Origin of the sequence: Bacillus cereus group sp. RP37, assembly GCF_040459695.1 — a bacterium.
Taxonomy (GTDB): Bacteria; Bacillota; Bacilli; order Bacillales; family Bacillaceae_G; genus Bacillus_A.
In genome coordinates this window covers 2,307,672-2,328,305 of the sequence record NZ_JARVHP010000001.1, presented here as the reverse complement: position 1 = coordinate 2,328,305, position 20,634 = coordinate 2,307,672, and the positions used below count along the sequence as shown (strand labels likewise).

Here is a 20,634-nt window from a genome sequence, read left to right as displayed (position 1 = left end):
ACAATTCATGTTTCCGTTTAGTAAAGATTTGCTTATTCAGTTAATAGACATGGGGAGAGGGAGTGCAGTACAGGTCAGCATACAAGCATTCCCTTCCAATCATAATGTAAAGTTATTTGATAGAACGATTTACATACTAGTTTCTCTTTTGACATGTTGGTTCATGATTCTACCTTTTTGTATATATATATGCCACCAACCAATTAGAACTGAGATTAATGAAATCCCACAAGCCATAATTAAAATAATTTCTCCACTTAATTTGAGTAAAAGAAATCCAGCTAAAATTACACCTAATGGCTGAGCCATTGTTACTCCTGAAGCAATAAATCCCATAGTACTTCCAAGATGTTGATTCGGTATTATTTGTTGAAGTTCGGTTTGATATATTATTGATACAGGAGCGGCGAATAAACTAAATAGACCAAATAATACAATGCTTATTATGATTGAGTTTGTCATAAGACCGCCTATTGCACCAAATATTGTTGAGAAAACATAGAGAACCATTGCTATGTTAAAATTTATTCTTTTTACTTTATATGTCATTGCCGCACCTAGTAAAGTTCCAATTCCCATTACTGTAAAACAAATTCCTAATGCAGCAGAACCGTTGAATTTCAATCCAGAAAAAAGATTTGGCAACAAAACATCCATAATCATAACAAATGCCATGTTGGTAAATATTGAAGATGCAATAGCACTAAATATCCACCGCTGGTGATTTAATATTTTTATAGTAGATTTGAACGCATTAATTACCCCTCTAGAATTTGATGGTGATTCCGTTAATTTAACAGTAAGGAACAGAAAAATATAACAAGCTAATGATATAATGGCCATAAAAATTGCGACGGCCATAGCTAAAGAGAATCCTCCTATCAAAAGGAAAACACCCGCTAAACTTGTTCCTATAATAGCAATACTTTGTGTGACAATACTAATAATACTATTAATAGATTTTAGTTTTTCTGGTTGAGCCAAGGACGGAATTAGTGTCCTTTCAAGAGGCGTTAATATAGCGGAAGAGATGCCCATTAAAATTACAATTACAGCATAAATCCAATATCCCATTCCTTCTGTTGAAAGATTAAGAAGACCCGCAATTAATAAAAAACAATGTGAAATTATATTACAAATACTTGCTGAAATTCCAAGAGGAATTTTTTTCATTCTATCAACTGCTATACCACTTAACATCGTAAATAAAATTCCTGGAACATAACGAAATGCCATAAGAGACCCATATATTAGTGGTGATTGAGTTATATTAGTAAAATACCATGCCATGGCTAAAAAGACTAAACTGCTTTGAAATGATTGAACTCCCATTGCAATGATAATAGAATTTATTTGTTTGTTCATTGTTTTTGTACTAAAGAGAGTTCATTTTTAATCGCCTTACTCACCATCATCTCTTCCATGAATTGCCAACCAAACCATTGGTAGGGAGTATTTTGAATAAGCTGTTCGATCCAAGAAAAAAGAGGTAAGAGAATGCTCCCTGTTTCAGTATAATTAAGAGTAGGACCAAGATGTAATTCATATTTTTCATTATATGTCATTGCTATAGGAATTACTTTACTTTTACATAAACGACCTATATGTTCAACTCCCATTGGAACATATACTTTTTCTCCCAACAATTTTAATTCAAAGAAAGTTTTATCTTCTGATGAAGAAATTTCAGGATATATTATAGGGTAATTTCCATTGTTATAGCCACGAATAAGTTTTCTTAAAATCCATATGTCTGGAATTTTCATAAATTCCACCTGAACATTTGGTAAAATATTATTAATGCTACTATTAACACTTTCTGCATCTATGTACCCTGATGCTAGTATATGTGATTCTGGTTTAATAAAATGTCCGAGAATATGAGGTACTAACATATGTAGTCCAAAATGCGGGATTACAAATATACATGGTTCTTTAATAATTTCTGAAAGATTAGGAGGAATAGATATAAAAGATTTATTTATCCCCTGTTGTTTCAGCATTCGTAAGAACCATGCCCAATGCATTGGACGATATGCTAGGAATTCTTTGTATTTTAATATCATTTGTTCATTTTCATTAACAAATGTCGAATAAGTTTTAGGCGTATTCCAATCTTCTGGTTTTGAACATAGATGCAAAAAGTCCTCTTTATTTAATGTTAAAAGTTCTTCTATATTGTTACTTAATTCTGGAAAACTTAGATCTTTGATTTTCCCCATATTTCATCCCTCACTTTATAACATTCTGGCATAGCGTCGTATTTGTTTAATAAAACTCTTTGAGCATAGCATCTACAAGTTTGCATTGTACAATCTCCATGGAATTTACAACCTATGCAAGCAGTTAATTCATCTAACTCCCAGCCTCCACGATAAAAATCCCATTTTCGACTATTCCATGCAGAAAGAACACCACCTTCATCTTTTACATTAGCAATAATTTGTGATGTATCACCTATGGATTCTGTACAAGGATAAATATCTCCATTTGCTCCAATTGCTAATAAGTACATTCCTTGCGGCCCAACATTGGGTGGTAATTCGAAATCATTATCTTTATTTTTAGGGCCTGGATAATAATAAGTCTGAAATTCAATTTTAGTAGAAGGATATTCTTTTGTTATTTGTATTACTTGTTTATGAAAATAATCTAATTCAGACAAAGTAAATTGAAAATAATCAGGGTTTAAACTAGCCCTTCCAGATACAGATGCTGGGTGAAAACTTATTCCATTTGCCCCATTTTCTATACAAGCTTCTACAACTTTTCTAACTCCATCAGATTTTACACAATCCGGAACTAATACTGATTCAACAATTACATAAAATTTATCTTGTGCAAATCGCTTTAAAGTATCCATAACGCGTTTATATGAACCTTTTCCACGCATTTGATCATGATAAAATTCATCACCATCTAAGGAGAGGTGTATTTGTAGCCCTCTTTGTTTTTTTTCTTTTACTTTTAATAAAGTTTGATAAACTTTATCACTTACTCTATGACCATTAGTGAAAAATTCAAAAAAACATCTTAAGGTACCTGCATGTTCTAAAATTGTACATATATCTTTTCGGGTTGTTGTTTCTCCTCCTGAAAAAGCGAGCTCTATAACGCCTAAATTGTCTAATTCAGAAAACAATTGAATTACCTCATCAGTATTAAGTTCATCAGAAATATCTACAAATGGAGATGATTCTCTTAAACAATGTTTGCATGCAAGATTGCATCTCATAGTACTAGTTATATTAACCTTTGTAGGAAATGTCATTGGTGTATATTTAAAAGAAGCGGGTGGTGATATTTTTAAGTTTGAAAGTGGCTTAGTAACATTTTCTTTTTTACTGGTTTTTAAAATTGTATTTCCTAAAATCATTTCATTGATAAACTGATTGAATTCCTCCCGTTGAGGTAATTCATTTAGTTCCATAGCGCGCTTATGATAGAACTCCCAGGCGTCCTCTATAGTTCGTGATTTCGAAAGGTATACTAATAATTCAAAGGCTGCTGCTGAAAGGAATTCTGAATGTCTAGTTTTAGCATTATAAAAAAAACGAGCTTCTGAATTTATATAGTGATGCTCATCACGTAATATAACATCCTTAGAAAGGATTATGTACATTATTCTTTCCTCCTTACAGAATATATTTTTAATTATTTTTTAAATCCACTGGGAACTAAGTAGCCCCAGTGGATTTAAAAGTTATTATGTCTAATAATGTTTAAATTTACTATTTTTGTGGTGACGGTGGTTTTTGACAGCCACAGTTGTTAAAAGCCGGTTGTGTTCCATGAATTACACTTGTGTTCTTTTTCACACTTTTCACCCCCTTCAAATTATCACCAATAAAATAACATTTTTTATAAAAAATGTAAACTAGTAAACATAAATAAAAAATTAAAAATTCTGATTAATTAAACCAAAAACATATATTCGAATTTTTAAAATAACATTTATTGGATAATACGTTAAGATTAAAAAACATATAAATTATTGCTAAATATAAGTCTGAAAATTCTGTTTTTTTATTTTATAGCGCCCTATAATTTAATAATTCCTTACGACAGCACGAAATACTTTTCGTCTATAGAACCAATACACTCTACACTAACCAAGTTTCTTGTAATTGTTAATAGACTTGTTTTATCCTCATTTCAAGGAGGAAATAACTAAGTAGTTTCTAGTTTTATAGTACGAAGCGTATTTTTAACATTAAAGAAACAAAAATAAAAACCCCCAGTTTCTCTAAATTAAAATTGAGAAACTGGGGGTTTTTATTTAAAACAAGTAACTAATTAATAATCCTGCTGATAATAAGAAGCCGAAAATTGTATTTGTCATCGCTGTTGATTTCATTGCGATGCGCATATACCCGGGATCCTTTGCCCCTTTTTGGAAACTTTGAATTGCAGAGATTGGTTTTCTCAAACCTAGGAACATAACTAATGCCCAAGGGCTTATATAACCCATTAATACAATTACCGCAATCCATAAATAAGCAACGAAAAAGGCTACAGCTAGTGTTACTACAGCTTTTTCTCTCCCAAGGAGGATTACTAATGTCTTTCTTCCACCTTTAATATCTTCTTCGATATCTCGGATGTTATTCGACATGTTGATTGCACCGACTAAAATTCCAATTGGAATGGAAATCAATACACTTTCAATCGTTATCGTATTCGTTTGAATAAAGAAAGCAATGAGTACAAAACATGTCCCCATTAACAAGCCAGAAACTAATTCTCCAAACGGAGTGTACGCAATTGGTAATGGACCGCCTGTATATAAATAGCCAACCGCCATCCCGATTAAACCGATGACGACTAACCACCAGCTACTATTCATACAAATATAAATTCCGATAAGTGCTGCTACTACATACAATAAAAGTGCAACTGTTAACACATTTTTTGGTTTCAATCCATGACGGACAATTCCGCCACCAATTCCAACAGACTCAGCTGTATCTAATCCACGTTTGAAATCATAGTACTCATTAAATAAGTTCGTTGCTATTTGCAATGCTAAACATGCAACCATCATCGCAATAAATAAAAGCCAATGAATTTCGGCAACATAAAGTGATGCCACTGTCCCTAAAATTACAGGAGAAAACGTCGCCGTTAATGTATGCGGGCGCGTCATCTTCCATATTAATTTAGCGGAACTAATTTCTTTTTCTGTCCCCATAACTCTGTTCAATCTCCCAACATTTTAAGTATAAATTACTAGCAGTATCTTTCTATCTATTTTCTGCCACGCATCCATTATATCAAAAAAAGAATTGGCGATAGAACTTTCATGCTCTTGCTTACACCATAAATTTGCATCAAAATATATTTTTTTCTAATACTGTATTTACTTTTTCGTTGAACAACCCCTATCTCTCTAGCTAATTGTTCTAAAGCATGCGGTGACATATATCGTTGTAATTCTTTAGAAAACAATTCTAGTTCATCTAAAATCGATAAATTCATACAAAAACGTTATTCTTTCTGTATATTTCTACAAAAAGAATAACGTTTTCTTTGAATTATGGATATAAATTTATCTTAGGTTGATAGTGATGTGGCGGTACCCCAATTATATTTCAACCTCTGTTTCAGATAAATTCAATGCTTTTCCGCCTACCTTTACCTCAATAATTTCTTTCCCTTGAGTGGTTAACGCTATAACTATTTCCGAAGGTTTTTTCATAGAGTAACCTTGCTCAACAGATATATTAATAACATGTTCAGGTTTGATTTTACCATATTTATATAGATAACATGAAAGGGCACCATTGGATGTACCAGTTGCAGATTCTTCGGGAACTCCATATAAAGGTGCCAAATTTCTACAGTGAGCATTTGAACCCTTTAGTGATTCAAGGGTAAAAATATGATAACCAATGGTATTATATTTACTGCTGATATTTGTTACTTTTTCAAAATCTGGCTTTATAGAATTTAATATATCTAAGTTTTTAATCGGTACAAGTATATCCCTAAGGCCAGTAGATACAATTTGCACTGATAGATCCCCCAACATTTCATCTATAGTAATATTTAAGGAATCTGCAATTTCCTCCTTGTCTATTATTTCATAATAGCTTGGAGCATTTTGCTCCATCATAATTGATAGGTCTTCCATTACTTCTACACTTAAAATTCCAGCCTTTGTTTCTTGAGAATATTTTCCTGGTTTAATATATCCTTGGCTTGAAAGTGTATAGAACGCTGCTATCGTTGCATGGCCACAAAGATCAACCTCTTCATTAGGTGTAAAGAATCTAACCTTGAAGTCAGCAAGGTCTGACTTCATGACAAAAGCAGTCTCACTAAAACCGATGATACCTGCTATTTTTTTCATTTCCTCATCTGATAGATAATCAGCGCTAAGTACCACTCCGGCAGGGTTCCCTCCCTCAATGGATTTTGCAAATGAATTTAATGTATAAACTTTTACCTTCATAATATGATCCCTCCAAATTGTATATCGATTTTATATTTGCACGATTGTCCCAACATTCATTTCTTCTGCTTTTGATACAATATAATTTGAAACTGCAAGATCCTGCAATGCTATGCCAGTACTATCAAAAATCGTAATTTCTTCATCACTTGTACGTCCTTTCGCATTTCCAAGTATGAATTGTCCGATTTCAGTCAAATTGTTTTTGCCTAATATACCAGCCCTTATAGCACTTTGTGTTTCTCCGACTGTCGATGCTTGTGTAATATCATCTACATATACAGAAGCTACCTCAAAGATTTTTTCATCTATTTCCTGTTTTCCAGTCATGTCTGCCCCCACACAGCTGAAATGTATGCCTGGCTTAATCCACTCCTTAAAAATCAGTGGTTTTCGAGAAGGCGTTATCGTAATTACTGCATCGGTTTCTTCCAAAGCTTTCACTGGATTTTCTACAGCTACAAACTGAACTGACTCAATTCTTTGTTTCCAGCTCTTATTATAAGTATCGTTGATATCATTTATAATTTTTTCTAGTTCCGTCTTTATTGAATACTGGAATTTTGATGCATTTTCATATTTTATGGGGTCATATATATATACCTTGGTTATTGTCTGAACTTGAGATAGAGTGGCTGCTATTTGAAAAATCGCCTGAACTCCTGTCCCAACAATCATTAGTGTTTTTGAATCTTGTTTTGACAGGTGTTTCACGCCTATTGAACCTGCTGCTCCAGTACGCATTCCTATCAAATAACTTGCGTTGATCATTGCCTTAGGAAATCCATTCTTCAAATCAAATAACATAGTCATCCCTGTTATAGCTGGAAGTCCTTGATTTTTATTATCACCAAACCATGAAACGAGTTTTAATCCAAACACATCTTCTTCATTAAGCATCCCTGATTTAATATCCATTTCTGCCCTATCCTCAAAAATCACCTCAGATACCATGGAGAATAGTCTCGCTTGATTGTTGGCTTTAAGCGCATAGGCTTTTTCTACACATGCTACTGTATTCTTGATATCAAGAATGTTCTTAACATCATTATCACTTAGAATTCTTATTGGTACCATAGTTATCATTCTCCTTTAAAATTTTAATATCTGTTAATGTAATTGTATTTGAACAACAACAAAAAGTCTCCAACCATCCTTGGTTGTTATTTAACCAACCAAATGATATGGTAAAAGTACTATGATTTTGGAGGAATTTCATGTTAGATATCAACTGGAGACCTGATAGAAATAATCCTACTCGATTGAATATACAGATTGTTAACTTCATAAAGGACAAAATAGCAACTGGAGAATGGCCGGTTGGTTTCAAATTGCCAAGTCAGCGGACACTTTCTGAAATTTTCAGTGTAAACAGAAGTACCGTAGTATCTGCCCTTGAAGAGCTGGCAGCTGAAGGCCTTATTAACGGTAACGCTGGTGGAGGTACAAGAGTAATAAACAATACATGGACATTAATGTCCATTAATCATTCACATAATTGGCTTCCCTATATTTCTTCGGGATTACATCAAACAAATCAAAAGATAATGCAGCAGATCAATCAGGCTGAATTCCAACCTGATATCATCCGAATGGGGTCCTGCGAACCTTCCCCCGAATTAATACCTAACAAAATGATTCAGGGAGTACTAAAAAAACTCTCTAATTCTATGGGATCGCTGGGTTATGAAGAACCAAAAGGAAATATCCATCTAAGAAGAGAAGTATGCACATACCTTAAAACAATAGGAATAGAAGCTGATCCATCCTCAGTTTTGATTACCTCTGGTGTTTTGCAGGCACTGCAGCTTATTTCCCTTGGCCTTTTGCAAACGAACTCAGTAGTATATGTTGAAAAGCCATCCTACCTATACTCTCTTAGAACCTTTCAATCCCTCGGAATGCAGCTTTCGGGAATTAAGCTGGATGAAGAAGGTATAGAAATAAAAGAATTGATTGATCGACATAGGCGGAGAAAAGGAGCAATGCTTTTTACAATACCTACTTTTCAAAATCCTACCGGAAGCGTCATGTCACTTGAAAGAAGAAAAACGCTTGTTGATGCGTGTGATAGGGAACGTTTGCCCATTATCGAGGATGATGTATATAGGGAGCTTTGGTTTGATGAAAAACCTCCACAGCCAATAAAGGCATTTGATAACAATGGACTTGTATTATATATTGGTGGGATATCGAAGAATTTAAGTCCTGGTCTTAGGATTGGATGGATTGTTGGATCAGAAAAAGTCATTGAAAGATTGGCAGATATAAAAATGCAAACTGATTATGGAACCAGCTCACTCTCCCAGAATGTAATCACAGAACTATTTTCTAGTGGTCTTTATTATCAGCATAACGATATAATGAGGAAAAATGTTAAGCTCCGAAGAGATGTTGCTCTTGGAGCATTAAAGAAATATTTTACCAGTATCGGTACATGGAATATTCCTAAGGGCGGATATTTCATCTGGCTTAAGTTAAATGAAGGTATATCCATGTACCAGCTTTTTACTAAAGCCTTAAGTCGGAAAATACTTGTTCACCCTGGAGATTTGTATGAGTTTCACTCTGATCAATATTTAAGAATTTCTTATTCTTATGCATCCTTAAATGAAATTGACTACGGAATTAAAACTCTTTCAGAATTGGTAGCAGAACAAATTTTTTAAGTTTTATATAGAGATTTAAATATTGCAGATAATTATAAAAATGACTATTGAATAACCACTGTATGAGATTCGAAAGCATCATCAACTCCTCTAGTTCCTGAAGTTTTGAATCATTAATCTAGTTAATTTTCTAAAAAAACAATTGTCTTACAACTCAAATAACCTATGCCCAGAACCCGAACTTTAACACAAATATCCATAGTTCTGCGTATTTGTTCGGCCCCCATGCCCATCAAGCTAATATTTTATAGTACCCCGGAACAGAATTTTGTGCTAACTTGTAACAAAAATCTCATTTTTTCGTTTTGGGGTAATTCTGAATTCTTAAGTTGATGGGCATGGGGGGGTACCCTTAATACCCCATAAGAAAAAGAAGAGGTTGAATCCTTTAACGTACAGGGCGTTCCATATATCATTGTAAAAGATCATGAAAATAACATTCAAAAATTAATTCTTGGATTCAGCACTCAATCATTAGAAGAGGCTATTTTATAATAATCATCCCATAAAAAAGAAACGAACAAAAATGTTCGTTTCTTTTTTATGGTGTTTAATGCTCAAGAAAACTTATAACCGCATAAATATATAGAACGACTAGAGCAAAGGCACATATTCCCATAATTATAATCGCTAGTGCGCTTTTCTCTTGTCTAAACCCTATAATTCCAAGAATAAATGCACTCAACATTGTTACCTTAAGCATTGTAGAAAGGTTGGGAATTGAATATCCACTCAACCAGGTAGAGAAACTTACAATTACAGAAAAGGAGAACAAAGTTAGAACAATAGATAATATATTAATGTGCTTCCCATACTTCAATTGCATTTCGCTAGCCTCTTTTCTTTTCATTAGTGAATAATAGGTAGGTGACTATATTTTTATTTTATTCTAAATTTTCTTTAAAATCCATAACCAAAAGAAGAGGTTGTCCCAAAAGTCGCTAAATAGTTACTTTTAGGCAACCTCTTTTCTTTATTTTTTACTTTCCTCTAGTTTAGAGATACTAGTTTCTTTTTCAGGTAACGTATCAAGAAAATCCGTTGCTCAAATTCGAACAACGGACCTCCTTTATATGAACCAATTTAAAACATCCTCAGCAATCTCTTCTGGTCTATCCCAATGCATTAAGTGCCCTGTATCTCTATACAGCTTAGTCGTAATATTAATACGCTTCTTCAATTCCGCAATCTGTAATTCTCTTATTTTTAAATAATTATCCGGAAGATCACAATACAATAATAAAATATCATTTTTAATTTTATTAGATTTCAACGTTTTATACACCGTATATTGAAACTTAATTACACTTCTAGCGGTATCGCCAGTAGCATGCCATTTCACTTTATTATCTTCTTCTCTCATTAAATCATAAACCGCATGTTCTATTAATGGTGACCACCTGCTGTAAACCATTTTTTCTGATTGGATGAATGCTTCTTTACTGTCAAAAATATATTCATCAAAATCTTTCTCGTAATGGGTGATTTATTCTTCTAATGACCGCTTATCATTTAAGTTAATGATTAGACTACATCTTCACGCCTATGAAATTAATATAGTTTAATAGTTGTAATATACGTTTATCATATGTGTGATGTTTCAAAGTTCTATCCAGTCCATTTCTTGCTATTTGTTTTCTTTCTTGTACATGTTCCAAATAATACTCTGCTTTTTGTATAAACTCTGGTGCACTATAAAAAGTTTCTATTTCAACACCTGGTATGTAATGCTTTGCTACATCTGGTCGTATATCAGTTAATTGAAAAGAGCCTACAGCATTAATTTCAAACGTTCTATTATTTACTGAATATGCTTGGATATTTGCTGCATTACAATTCAATTCCTGATCATTTGGTGAACGGTGTAAATTTATATTAATTTTAGTAGCTACGTAATATTGCAATGCATCCTCATACTTCGCAAGTGGCAAGAGTTGTATTTTATCCTTTAATCTTTCATAATTATTTAACTTCTCCCAACCGAACCCCACAATTTTTATATTTTTTTCTGCTAAATACTCTGAAATAGAATCAACAAAGGTAAGTCTATTTTCAAATGCTGTACCTATAAAACTAAGATCATATTTATATGTATCTTCTTCCTGAGAAGGTTTAAACACATCTTGATTTGCTGCTAACGGAAGATGAAATACATTCTTACATCCTAATCCTCTATAAAACTTGATACAATTTAAATCTTGCGTAAATATGTAATCATAGTACGGCACAAGATGTTGTGTTACATCCGTATAATACGGATCATCTGTCAGCCAAAGTCCAGTAGTAAAACCTGCACTCTTTAGTACTGGCATGACACTAATAATTCCCTCGTTTAAACCACCAAGTACCAAAATAAAATCCGGTTTCATTTTTAATGCGGTTTCTATCGCTCGTTCTGGGTTCACCATAATTGTATTACTGTTTACCTTTTGTAAACTATTCAAAATTGCTTCTTCGATCATTGGATAATAAAAAGGAATGCCTGATTGAATAAATAAAATTTTCTTAGGCGTATTGTCTTTCATGTCATCTCCCCTATTTCTACATAATCAAAGTACACAAAAATTAGCAGTCTTTATTCATTTTATGACATCTTCCTTTACATGTATAAGCAACGTTTATGTCCATTATGTTGAACTCCTCTCATTTTAGAAGCTGTCACGAAGGGAATAAAATTAGGTTATATTCAGCCAAATTATTAAACATAGAAAATGAATACATAAAAGAAAGAGCCGGCTCGTATGAGTTAGCTCTTTCTCTTTTACAATATCTAATACACTCTACAGCAAAAAAAACTATGATTACAGTCAAATCACTTCCAAACGACACCTCGCCGCTCATATTCCATTCTATATTCAACAGCAGCTGCAATTTTTGGACTTGCAAATCTTTCCGTGATCCAAAGTCCTAAATCAAGTCCTGAAGTAACTCCTCTTGCAGTAATAACATTCCCTTGATCCACAATTCTGTATGGAAGAGGCTCTGCCCCATATGTACGAATTTCACTCTGCGCCAAATGATGCATTGTTGCCTTTTTATCATTCAATATACCAGATGCAGCTAATAACATACCTCCAGTACAAACTCCAGCAACAATCGTTCCTTCGTTGTGCATCTCTTTAATTATTTTAGTTAAAGTGCCAAGCTCAGCTTGCTTTCGTGCCCCGTGCTCAGCTTTATGATTCCAGCCACCACCAGGCACAATTAACAAATCTGGACGATTATCCATCCTTAAAAAATCATGTAGTTTAACCGTAACTCCAAATGAAGTAGTAACTTCTTGTTTTGGTTCACTTGCAACGAATTCAACTGTAAATGGAGCCCCTTCTTCTATCGCTCTGTTTAATACTTCAAAAGGTGCAAAGGAGACGAGCTCTCCGAAGCCGTCAAATAATACAATTTGTATTTTCATTTTTAGAACACCTCCTATTTTTTCTTATTTGAATCCCAAATTAGGAGAATATATGTTATGTACAAATTAACAATGAAGATAGCCTTTCTCCCCTCACTCTATAAACTTCCAAATGTTCTTCTAATTCCCTCTCATCACTTATTACACTTAGCGTTTTCTTCACAAAATTCCAATTCAAGCTACCGGATAGCCATAGTAACGAAGAAAGTCTTTTGTAATCATTTGATGTTACAATATTATGAGCCTTATACCCTTCTAAAAATGCACTAGCGACACTTGAACATACTTCATGCGAATGTATTCCTTCTGTTCGAGAATACCATTTTATTAAAAAGGACAATCCTTCAATACGGTCTACATAACTAATAGATTCAAAATCTACAATTCCTTTTACCTGTTCACTTGAGTCCCATAAAACATTCAAAGGATTCAAATCTGTTTGTACGATAAATTCTAATTCACTCGTATATGCGCACTCTATATGATATTTAGCGAGATCTATATACTCTCGTAATCCTCCACATGTGCTTGCCTTACTTTCTAGCATATGAATAAACTGGGCATACCCATCCAAGTGAGATTTCTTTTGAAAAATCGAGCTTTGAAATGCATTAGAAATATCATGAATCTTTCTTACTTCCGTTCCAAAGGCTTCTGCGATATTTTCTGTACAATGTGTAATATGTTCTCCCTCAATCCAATTAGACAATACAAATCGGTATTGTTCATCATTCCAAACGACAAGTGTACATGGCTCTCCTTCCCTATTCTTGTTTATCTGCATAAAAGGAATGTCATGCTCTCGTACATAATACGTAAACCGTACTTGCTCCATCAGTTGTTCGTTTGATAACGTCCCAAAAGCTGGATTGATTGTTCGCTTACTTTTTATAAATCTTGCGGAATATCGCTTTCCATTCACCATAATTTTATAGTGTAAATCTGTATTCCAACTATCATTATGTAATTCTTCTTCCACTGCTAGTGAATAAATTTCTTCAAAATAATTCATTACTACATTTCTTATTATGTGTTTCATCTGATTCTCCCTTTATGTAAAAAATTCGTTTTTGTACTTCTGAATAAAAACCTTTTAAAGTGAGGATTTTTTAAGTTACACCTAATTTATTCAAATAAAAATCATACTCTACTGTGTAGTAATAATAAGGTTATGTAATTTTGTCGCCAAAATTACAATAGCCTTCTATCTATGTAGATGAAAGAAGGCTGCTAAAATTTTTTTAAAATCTAATTATTTCATAGTGAATGTATTTTTGATTAAATAATACAATTGTTTAATACAAGTACTAAATAAGAAAAATTAACCGTCATAATGAAATTAATAGATTGAGGATTTTCATTTAAACTTTATAAAACTCAAATGTATTTTTTTCTAAACATATTGTTTCATCAGAAGTTTTGATAATGATATCAAAACGCTGACTATACGAATGCATAAATACTTCATATTGAATCCGGCGTTCTTCATGAGACTGCCTTAAATAATTTATATCAGCTCCCCTTTCAGCTATATCCCGGCTTGATCTTCTCATTAGTTCCGTTTCGCCATCTGTGTAAAAATAAATTTTCAAATCAAATAAATCAGGATTAATAAATGCAGCGCTCATTCCCTCCACAATCGTTACTTTATTTTTCGAAGAAATCAAATTACTTTTCATGTAATGCGTATCTATCGTATAAAAATCTAGCCCCGATCTAACCATCTGAATATCTCTTTCTAAAGCTGCCAAATTGTGCGCCGCTGGATGACAAGCTGTCATTTTATAACAATGATTTTCATTTTGATACGTATAGTGAATCACTGCATGCTTACGAATATCCGAACTGACAATGTAAGGATCTGTATTAATATAATTTACTTCATTTTGATTTAATAAGTTTACGAGTCTATTAGCAAACGTTGTTTTTCCAGCTGCACCATGTCCTGAAATACCAATAACAATTTGTTCATCACTCATCCTTAACCAATTTATGATTTCTTGTAACAACTTATCCATCCTTCTCCCCCTTGCGCTAATATACTACCCTTTATTTAAATATCTAAAAATCCTCTTATTTAATTATACATAAAACGAGAAAGATATTGTGATTATTCATCATACCTTCTCTAATTCTAAACAACTATATTATCTTTTAAATGACTTTATTTTTTGTGAACACCTACACGATTAAATACATTTCTAACTTTATCACTCTAACAGAATATTCTCTATTTTTCTGATAATTTTTGTAAACCAATGCAGTCATGACTATGTACAATAAAAAAAGAGCCAATCATCTATGGAATAGAAGATTGACTCTTTTCTTTATTTACTCACCAGTTTCAGAAAATCGCTTTATACGTTCACCAATTTCATCGCGAACACGTTGAAATTCAGACCACTCTTTTCCTGCTGGATCGTCGAATCCCCAATGAACACGATTTACGTGTGGAGGTGTCGAAGGACAAACAGAATCCGCATGACTACAAAGGGTAACGACTAAATCAGCGTTATTTAAAATGTATGCATCAATCATATCTGATGTTTGATTCGTTATGTCGATATTTACTTCTTTCATCGCTTTAATAGCATTTGGATTTACTCCGTGCGCTTCGATTCCTGCAGAATATACATTCCACTTATCTCCCAAATATTGTTTGCCCCATGCTTCTGCCATTTGACTTCGGCATGAATTTCCTGTGCATAAGAAATAGATTGTCTTTTTGTTTTCCATGTTGTTTTCCGCCTTTGTTTTTAAATTATACTGGTTGATTATTAAAATATTTACGCTTAAACCAAAAAGCGACGTTTACAAGGGCAATCATTACAGGCACTTCAACTAATGGCCCGATAACAGCTGCAAATGCTGCGCCCGAATGAATACCGAACACACCAACTGCTACAGCAATTGCTAACTCAAAGTTATTACTACCTGCTGTAAATGCTAACGTTGTTGTCACTGGATAGTTTGCACCAATTTTTTTTCCCATAAAGAAAGAAACAAAAAACATCACAATAAAATAGATGAATAACGGAATTGCTATTCTTACTACATCTAATGGTACGCTAACAATCATTTCCCCTTTTAAAGAGAACATAACGATGATTGTAAATAGTAATGCAAGTAATGTAAGTGGACTAATCTTCGGTATAAACACCTTTTCATACCACTTTCTTCCTTTTAACTTAACGAGTACAAAACGTGTCAACATACCTGCTATAAAAGGAATTCCCAAATAGATAAATACTGATTTCACTACTTCTCCCATTGTAATATCGACAATAGCCCCTTCAATCCCTAACCATTCTGGAATGACTGTTACAAACACGTATGCATAAACGGAGAAGAATAACATTTGGAATACTGAGTTAAAAGCCACTAAACCTGCTGCATACTCTTTATCCCCATCTGCTAGATCGTTCCAAACAATCACCATTGCAATGCAGCGTGCTAAACCAATCATAATGAGCCCGACCATGTATTCTGGCTTATCAGGAAGAAAAATAATTGCTAAAACAAACATAAGTACAGGTCCAATAATCCAGTTTTGTACTAAAGATAAAACCAACACTTTTACGTCTTTAAATACTCGGCCCATTTCCTCGTAACGAACTTTCGCTAATGGTGGATACATCATGACAATTAAACCGACAGCGAGCGGGATAGACGTTGTTCCAACTTGTAATGTATTTAGTCCGTCTACTACACTAGGAAACACAAACCCTAAACCAATCCCAACAGCCATAGCTAGAAAAATCCATAGTGTTAAATATCGATCTAGAAAAGATAAACGTTTCATTTTATTTTCCATCTCCTATTAACAACAAGAATTTTCTTCTACTACGTTAGAAGTCGTGCAACAAGATGGCTCTTCAATTTTATGAACATCACTATCTGCTTTTGTATAAAAGAACTCCCACTCATTCCCATCAGGATCTGTTACCCAAAACTTATCTTGAACCGCATAGCAACAAGTCGTATCCATCTCATCACGCGCAAAGAAACCCTCTTTTTCTAATCGTTCTTTATGTAATGCGATTTCTTCAGCTGTATCCACTTGGAAACCAAAATGATTGACCTGATTTCCATTCACTTCATCTCGCACGTTCAGTGTAAAATTAAGTCCTGGCGTCTCTAATAAAAATTTTGCATAATCCGTTTTCACCTTAACTGGTGATACACCAAATACCTTTTCATAAAATTCAATAGACTTCTCTAAATTCGTAACGTTTATACCAACGTGAGCATATCTCATAGCTTATTCCTCCTCTTTATATGTTATTAATCAATTTTTTTTGATTAATAGTTTAAAATTTTAACAACAGCTACCTTTACCTGTTTTTCTAAAAATACAGCACAATTCTTCTGATAATAAATTATTCACTTCCGCATCATTTAAATCATAATAACTCCACGTACCTTTTGTTTCTTTTACAATTAAACCTGCATCTAATAAAATCTTCAAATGATAGGACAACTTAGATTGCGTCATTTCAAAAATCTCTGTTAAATCACATACACAAGTCTGGCCTCGCTGGCAAAGTTCATACATGATTTCTAAACGCTTTTGATCCGCTAATGCTTTGAATTTTTTCTCATAGAGCTGAAAATCTTGTGCCACTGTAGTTCACTCTCCCTTCATCAACTTTTTTTGATATTTATAGTATATACACAGATGAGTTCTATATGCAACTACTTCATCAAGTTTTTTTGATTTATCAAAAAAACTTCCTCGCATCCTATCTTTGTTACAATTAAAAAAGACCATAGCTTCTTCAAAAATGAAAAACTACGGTTCTTTTTACAACTTGATAGTTACAATATTTCCGAGGAATGGAGTCTCTATAACTGTTTTAAATTTTAATTTGACCATTATAGAGTAGTGCTTCATCACCATCAAGCTAAGAAAAACAAATACCCCCAAATGAAAAAAATCGATATAACGCTTCGGCAAATAAAGATAACTCTTGTTTTTGGTGCATATTCATAAAAAGCACGTCACCCTTTCTCATTAACATAAGAGAATAGTAATGTGCTTTAAATTTCAAAAATAGTCTAAATCCTTAAGTTAATGGTTGTGGGGCGGGACCCCAATAAGAACGGTATCTAAGGTTGTATGAGAGGTGTTAGTTCCATTCCAAAAGCCTCAGCCGACGCTTAACTCAAGTACCGATTTCGGATGACCCCCATGTGATGAAGTTCGTGTCCTGCGATGCCGTACGCGAGGGCGCGCGCCGTAATGCTTAGGTTGTTGGCTGTGCCCTTACGGGTCCACGCCTCCGCCGGTAGCCCGCGCAGCAATGTGATCGTTGATTGCCGGACGGACCGGTAGTCTTCGGCCAATTGCGCGGTTGTCCAGCTTCCGAAAGGAGGCATGAACAATTCCTGATCGAAACCAGTCAGAGGCGTCTGATCCCCTCTTGCGAACCGGAGCAGGCGGTAGGTCATGACACGTTCCGCGTCTGCAATGTGGCCCACGACTTCTTTCAGCGTCCATTTTCCTTCAGCATACCGATACGCGTACTGGCTTTCGGTCAACGATGCCAGGAGCTCGGTCATTTGCTTTTCCTGGGCGAGCAGAATATCGATGATGTTACCGTCCGGTACCAAACGGATATATTCGCCGGAGTTCCCGGCGTATTCTTCTTCTGACGGTCTTTGATTCATGCGTAGTCACCTCTTATATGTAGATATAGAAAATTATAGCACTCGTCTATGTCGAATAAATTCGCGAAATGATGGAACTTTCCTTCTAATAATTGAGGATAAGCAACTATTTAATTTGTCGGTCGCCACACTATCCTGATTCGTTAACACAATAAGCAATGTTAATCAATCATGCATAAAAATTATCTGTTATACAATATTTCGAAGTTATTAATATATAAAGGTAACACCTTCTTTTTTAATTTCAAGATGGATTTTCAGTTATATTTTGAAATGAATTGGAGTAAAACACACTAGTCTAACTACTTTTTTATAAACATCGTAACATTATTTCCCCCCATATTTCCATCAATTTGAGAAATGTATTCTTCTCAAAAATGAAAATCGACCTAAGATCCTATGGACAACTATGAAAGGATGAAATTTTCGTTTTGGGGATATTTCAGAAGTATAGCTTGATAGATATGGGGTGGGACCCCATACAGTACGATTTTATTTCAAAGACACAACGATCTTACTACACACTGTTTATTTATCCCACACTCTCATCTGCTAGTATTACTATTTTTTATTACTAATGTTGCCGTTTCACTCGGATGGCTAAGAGGAAAATGATGGCCATATGGAACAAAATCAACCTTACCAAGATGCGATGGAGCAGAATAGCCTCTGTCATAATCCCCCCAAATAATGTGAAGATTATACTTTGTTACTTCATTGAAATCACCTTGATCGTTTTTCAATAGTAAACTGTTAAGCTGAACCGTAGTATTTAAAATTCTAGGAGAAGTAAAACTGTTACTTATTTTTTCGATATAATGTTCAGGGATGCTCTCCATACTTTCAAACAAACCATTACTTAATAAATAACGCCCTATCAAATTAGTAGTTGCCAATTTTAATGTCCATTTGTTCATAAATTGAGGAACATTTAGCGATTTAGCATTTTTTTTAGCAACAGGTGGCTGAAGTAAAGTGATTGCATACTTCTTATCTATGTACTCTTGTACCAATGCTTCCAGAAGAATAAACGCACCGAATGAATGGCCAATTAGATGTGCACCATTAGTAGCTTTCTCCAATAACTTTTTCACTACATTCAAATAGATATCTAGAATATTTTTCTCTCGTTTAAAAGGAGAACGTCCCAAACCTGGAAGATCCAAGATCCATACAGGTTGACCAGTTTTTTCATGAAGCTCTTGTGCTAAAGGAAATAAATCCTCTCCATCACTCAATAAACCATGTAATAAAATAAATGGTTTACCCTCTCCGTGTAATTGGTAAAGGGTAGTGTTATCGCATAATGTTCGTTTAAATAAATGATTATGCTGGCCATTTTGATACATCATTCGATAATCCAGATCAGCTACTACGGCAGGGAAAAATTTCATTACACTCGTCTTCTTAAACCAATCTCCTCCCATAATTTTTTCCGCTGAAACATTTGAAAATTTTCGTTTTGTAATAAAATTCAGTCCATCAGAAGGAATTTTTGTTATTTTACTTCCTCCACTATTCATAATTGCTTTCATAAGTGGCATTGGGACAGAGATTTTTGGTGCCCTCATATTCATACTTTCCGACATAATACTTAATAATTCAGCAATGTTTTGATCGTGCTGTTTGTCTTCAACAAGTGTATATGTTTGAATAGTCGGTTGCTCCAATCTGAAAACCTGCACAATAAACTTCGCAAGCTCATCGTTTGAAATAAGTGGTAACCTATATCCCTTACCTCCAGGAATCACTGGCATGATCCCTCTTCGCATACTCATCACAAGCAAACCTAATCCTGCTATCTGCTCTGTACTCCCTGTTTTACTACTACCGACTACAGTTGGCGGATTAATTACAGAAAGCGGATAACCTACTGTTGATGCCTGCTGACGGATATAAAGATCTGCTAAAAATTTTGTTCTCTCATATGGATTTTTTATTTTCAAATAATTGTTTCCTTCTTTAAACACATCAATTGCAATCTTGCTATTTTTATCATCAAAGGGACTCATATAACCTACAACATGAATAAATTGTTGCAAGCCCTTCAATTGATGAATACTTTTAGCTAATTCACTAATATGTTTGGCGCCATTTAAAAATATGGAAGCTGCCTCTTTACTTGTCGCTTGAATATCCATGGGGCCTCCTGCGTGAATAATCACATCCGTTTTCAATACCCTCTCCTTATCTTCAGCACTTAGACCTAAATCTATTTTCGTCAAATCACCTTCAATAAAGTGCATAACTTCCTTTTTTAAGATGCCTCTTTCTTGAAAAATGCTTGTTGCTTTACTTTTCGACCTCACTAAAAGAAGAATTTTAACATCCTCTTTGGCTAATTCTTTCACTAATTGCTTTCCAATAAAGCCTGTTCCACCAGTTAAAAATACTGTTCTCATATAAAATCCCCCTTTTAGTACTACTTA

Annotated in this window: 18 protein-coding genes and 1 pseudogene; 1 reads left to right on the top strand and 18 read right to left on the bottom strand. The window is 34.0% G+C overall.

Annotation, left to right across the window (positions count from 1 at the left end; genetic code table 11):
* Positions 1 to 129: 129 nt before the first annotated feature.
* The 6 genes from QCI44_RS12375 to QCI44_RS12350 form a co-directional block, all read right to left on the bottom strand.
* Positions 130 to 1,365 (bottom strand): MFS transporter, encoded by a 1,236-nt coding sequence (locus QCI44_RS12375; protein WP_016087261.1) that lies wholly within the window; start codon positions 1,363 to 1,365, stop codon positions 130 to 132.
* Positions 1,362 to 2,222 (bottom strand): LpxL/LpxP family acyltransferase, encoded by an 861-nt coding sequence (locus QCI44_RS12370; RefSeq protein WP_016087260.1) that lies wholly within the window; start codon positions 2,220 to 2,222, stop codon positions 1,362 to 1,364. The genes QCI44_RS12375 and QCI44_RS12370 overlap by 4 nt, the downstream gene beginning before the upstream one ends.
* On the bottom strand, positions 2,201 to 3,622 hold the full coding sequence (locus QCI44_RS12365; RefSeq protein WP_223261052.1) for a radical SAM protein: 1,422 nt from the start codon (positions 3,620 to 3,622) through the stop codon (positions 2,201 to 2,203). The genes QCI44_RS12370 and QCI44_RS12365 overlap by 22 nt, the downstream gene beginning before the upstream one ends.
* A gap of 657 nt (positions 3,623 to 4,279) precedes the next feature.
* Positions 4,280 to 5,191: a 1,4-dihydroxy-2-naphthoate polyprenyltransferase gene (gene menA, locus QCI44_RS12360; RefSeq protein WP_088084486.1), complete on the bottom strand. Its 912-nt coding sequence runs from the start codon at positions 5,189 to 5,191 to the stop codon at positions 4,280 to 4,282.
* A gap of 393 nt (positions 5,192 to 5,584) precedes the next feature.
* Positions 5,585 to 6,454: a PhzF family phenazine biosynthesis protein gene (locus tag QCI44_RS12355; RefSeq protein WP_016134865.1), complete on the bottom strand. Its 870-nt coding sequence runs from the start codon at positions 6,452 to 6,454 to the stop codon at positions 5,585 to 5,587.
* A gap of 30 nt (positions 6,455 to 6,484) precedes the next feature.
* Complete coding sequence (locus tag QCI44_RS12350; protein ID WP_016087256.1) at positions 6,485 to 7,531, bottom strand: ornithine cyclodeaminase family protein; 1,047 nt, start codon at positions 7,529 to 7,531, stop codon at positions 6,485 to 6,487.
* Between the two features lie 140 nt (positions 7,532 to 7,671).
* Between QCI44_RS12350 and QCI44_RS12345 the strand changes: the two genes are divergently transcribed.
* Positions 7,672 to 9,123: an aminotransferase-like domain-containing protein gene (locus QCI44_RS12345; protein WP_016087255.1), complete on the top strand. Its 1,452-nt coding sequence runs from the start codon at positions 7,672 to 7,674 to the stop codon at positions 9,121 to 9,123.
* A gap of 550 nt (positions 9,124 to 9,673) precedes the next feature.
* On the opposite strand, the gene QCI44_RS12340 is transcribed toward QCI44_RS12345, so the two are convergent.
* The 12 genes and pseudogenes from QCI44_RS12340 to QCI44_RS12285 all read right to left on the bottom strand — a co-directional run bounded on the left by QCI44_RS12340 (position 9,674) and on the right by QCI44_RS12285 (position 20,607).
* Positions 9,674 to 9,949, bottom strand: coding sequence for a hypothetical protein (locus tag QCI44_RS12340; RefSeq protein WP_016087254.1), 276 nt, complete (start codon positions 9,947 to 9,949; stop codon positions 9,674 to 9,676).
* 243 nt (positions 9,950 to 10,192) lie between these two features.
* Positions 10,193 to 10,609 (bottom strand): annotated as a pseudogene (locus QCI44_RS12335) (alpha/beta fold hydrolase); the annotation flags it as partial.
* 43 nt (positions 10,610 to 10,652) lie between these two features.
* The gene (locus QCI44_RS12330) at positions 10,653 to 11,648 is read right to left on the bottom strand and encodes a CgeB family protein (protein ID WP_016087252.1); all 996 of its coding nucleotides are present in this window, start codon (positions 11,646 to 11,648) and stop codon (positions 10,653 to 10,655) included.
* Between the two features lie 287 nt (positions 11,649 to 11,935).
* The gene (locus QCI44_RS12325) at positions 11,936 to 12,535 is read right to left on the bottom strand and encodes a DJ-1/PfpI family protein (protein WP_098986353.1); all 600 of its coding nucleotides are present in this window, start codon (positions 12,533 to 12,535) and stop codon (positions 11,936 to 11,938) included.
* A 55-nt stretch (positions 12,536 to 12,590) separates the two neighbouring features.
* Entirely contained in the window at positions 12,591 to 13,574 is a 984-nt protein-coding gene (locus QCI44_RS12320; protein WP_098986352.1) for a phosphotransferase, read from the bottom strand.
* A gap of 322 nt (positions 13,575 to 13,896) precedes the next feature.
* A complete protein-coding gene (locus tag QCI44_RS12315; RefSeq protein ID WP_016087249.1) occupies positions 13,897 to 14,553 on the bottom strand; it encodes a uridine kinase family protein in 657 nt (218 codons plus the stop codon).
* A 313-nt stretch (positions 14,554 to 14,866) separates the two neighbouring features.
* Positions 14,867 to 15,271 carry an arsenate reductase (thioredoxin) gene (arsC, locus tag QCI44_RS12310; protein ID WP_016087248.1) on the bottom strand — a complete coding sequence of 135 codons (405 nt, stop codon included), beginning with the start codon at positions 15,269 to 15,271 and terminating at the stop codon, positions 14,867 to 14,869.
* A 25-nt stretch (positions 15,272 to 15,296) separates the two neighbouring features.
* Positions 15,297 to 16,337, bottom strand: coding sequence for an ACR3 family arsenite efflux transporter (gene arsB, locus QCI44_RS12305; protein WP_141559695.1), 1,041 nt, complete (start codon positions 16,335 to 16,337; stop codon positions 15,297 to 15,299).
* A gap of 18 nt (positions 16,338 to 16,355) precedes the next feature.
* Positions 16,356 to 16,793: an ArsI/CadI family heavy metal resistance metalloenzyme gene (locus tag QCI44_RS12300; protein ID WP_098986349.1), complete on the bottom strand. Its 438-nt coding sequence runs from the start codon at positions 16,791 to 16,793 to the stop codon at positions 16,356 to 16,358.
* Between the two features lie 60 nt (positions 16,794 to 16,853).
* A complete protein-coding gene (gene arsR, locus QCI44_RS12295) occupies positions 16,854 to 17,159 on the bottom strand; it encodes an arsenical resistance operon transcriptional regulator ArsR (RefSeq protein ID WP_000046014.1) in 306 nt (101 codons plus the stop codon).
* 536 nt (positions 17,160 to 17,695) lie between these two features.
* Complete coding sequence (locus QCI44_RS12290; protein WP_098986347.1) at positions 17,696 to 18,205, bottom strand: DinB family protein; 510 nt, start codon at positions 18,203 to 18,205, stop codon at positions 17,696 to 17,698.
* Between the two features lie 545 nt (positions 18,206 to 18,750).
* Positions 18,751 to 20,607 (bottom strand): alpha/beta fold hydrolase, encoded by a 1,857-nt coding sequence (locus QCI44_RS12285; RefSeq protein ID WP_098986346.1) that lies wholly within the window; start codon positions 20,605 to 20,607, stop codon positions 18,751 to 18,753.
* Between the last annotated feature and the right edge of the window lie 27 nt (positions 20,608 to 20,634).

Coding starts and splice junctions, on each gene's coding strand:
- QCI44_RS12285 (WP_098986346.1), bottom strand. CDS start 20,607: ATGAGAACAGTATTTTTAACTGGTGGAACAGGCTTTATTGGAAAGCAA.
- menA (WP_088084486.1), bottom strand. CDS start 5,191: ATGGGGACAGAAAAAGAAATTAGTTCCGCTAAATTAATATGGAAGATG.
- QCI44_RS12365 (WP_223261052.1), bottom strand. CDS start 3,622: ATGTACATAATCCTTTCTAAGGATGTTATATTACGTGATGAGCATCAC.
- arsB (WP_141559695.1), bottom strand. CDS start 16,337: ATGAAACGTTTATCTTTTCTAGATCGATATTTAACACTATGGATTTTT.
- QCI44_RS12375 (WP_016087261.1), bottom strand. CDS start 1,365: ATGAACAAACAAATAAATTCTATTATCATTGCAATGGGAGTTCAATCA.
- QCI44_RS12290 (WP_098986347.1), bottom strand. CDS start 18,205: ATGAATCAAAGACCGTCAGAAGAAGAATACGCCGGGAACTCCGGCGAA.
- arsC (WP_016087248.1), bottom strand. CDS start 15,271: ATGGAAAACAAAAAGACAATCTATTTCTTATGCACAGGAAATTCATGC.
- QCI44_RS12330 (WP_016087252.1), bottom strand. CDS start 11,648: ATGAAAGACAATACGCCTAAGAAAATTTTATTTATTCAATCAGGCATT.
- QCI44_RS12300 (WP_098986349.1), bottom strand. CDS start 16,793: ATGAGATATGCTCACGTTGGTATAAACGTTACGAATTTAGAGAAGTCT.
- QCI44_RS12340 (WP_016087254.1), bottom strand. CDS start 9,949: ATGCAATTGAAGTATGGGAAGCACATTAATATATTATCTATTGTTCTA.
- QCI44_RS12350 (WP_016087256.1), bottom strand. CDS start 7,531: ATGGTACCAATAAGAATTCTAAGTGATAATGATGTTAAGAACATTCTT.
- QCI44_RS12370 (WP_016087260.1), bottom strand. CDS start 2,222: ATGGGGAAAATCAAAGATCTAAGTTTTCCAGAATTAAGTAACAATATA.
- QCI44_RS12325 (WP_098986353.1), bottom strand. CDS start 12,535: ATGAAAATACAAATTGTATTATTTGACGGCTTCGGAGAGCTCGTCTCC.
- QCI44_RS12355 (WP_016134865.1), bottom strand. CDS start 6,454: ATGAAGGTAAAAGTTTATACATTAAATTCATTTGCAAAATCCATTGAG.
- QCI44_RS12315 (WP_016087249.1), bottom strand. CDS start 14,553: ATGGATAAGTTGTTACAAGAAATCATAAATTGGTTAAGGATGAGTGAT.
- QCI44_RS12345 (WP_016087255.1), top strand. CDS start 7,672: ATGTTAGATATCAACTGGAGACCTGATAGAAATAATCCTACTCGATTG.
- QCI44_RS12320 (WP_098986352.1), bottom strand. CDS start 13,574: ATGAAACACATAATAAGAAATGTAGTAATGAATTATTTTGAAGAAATT.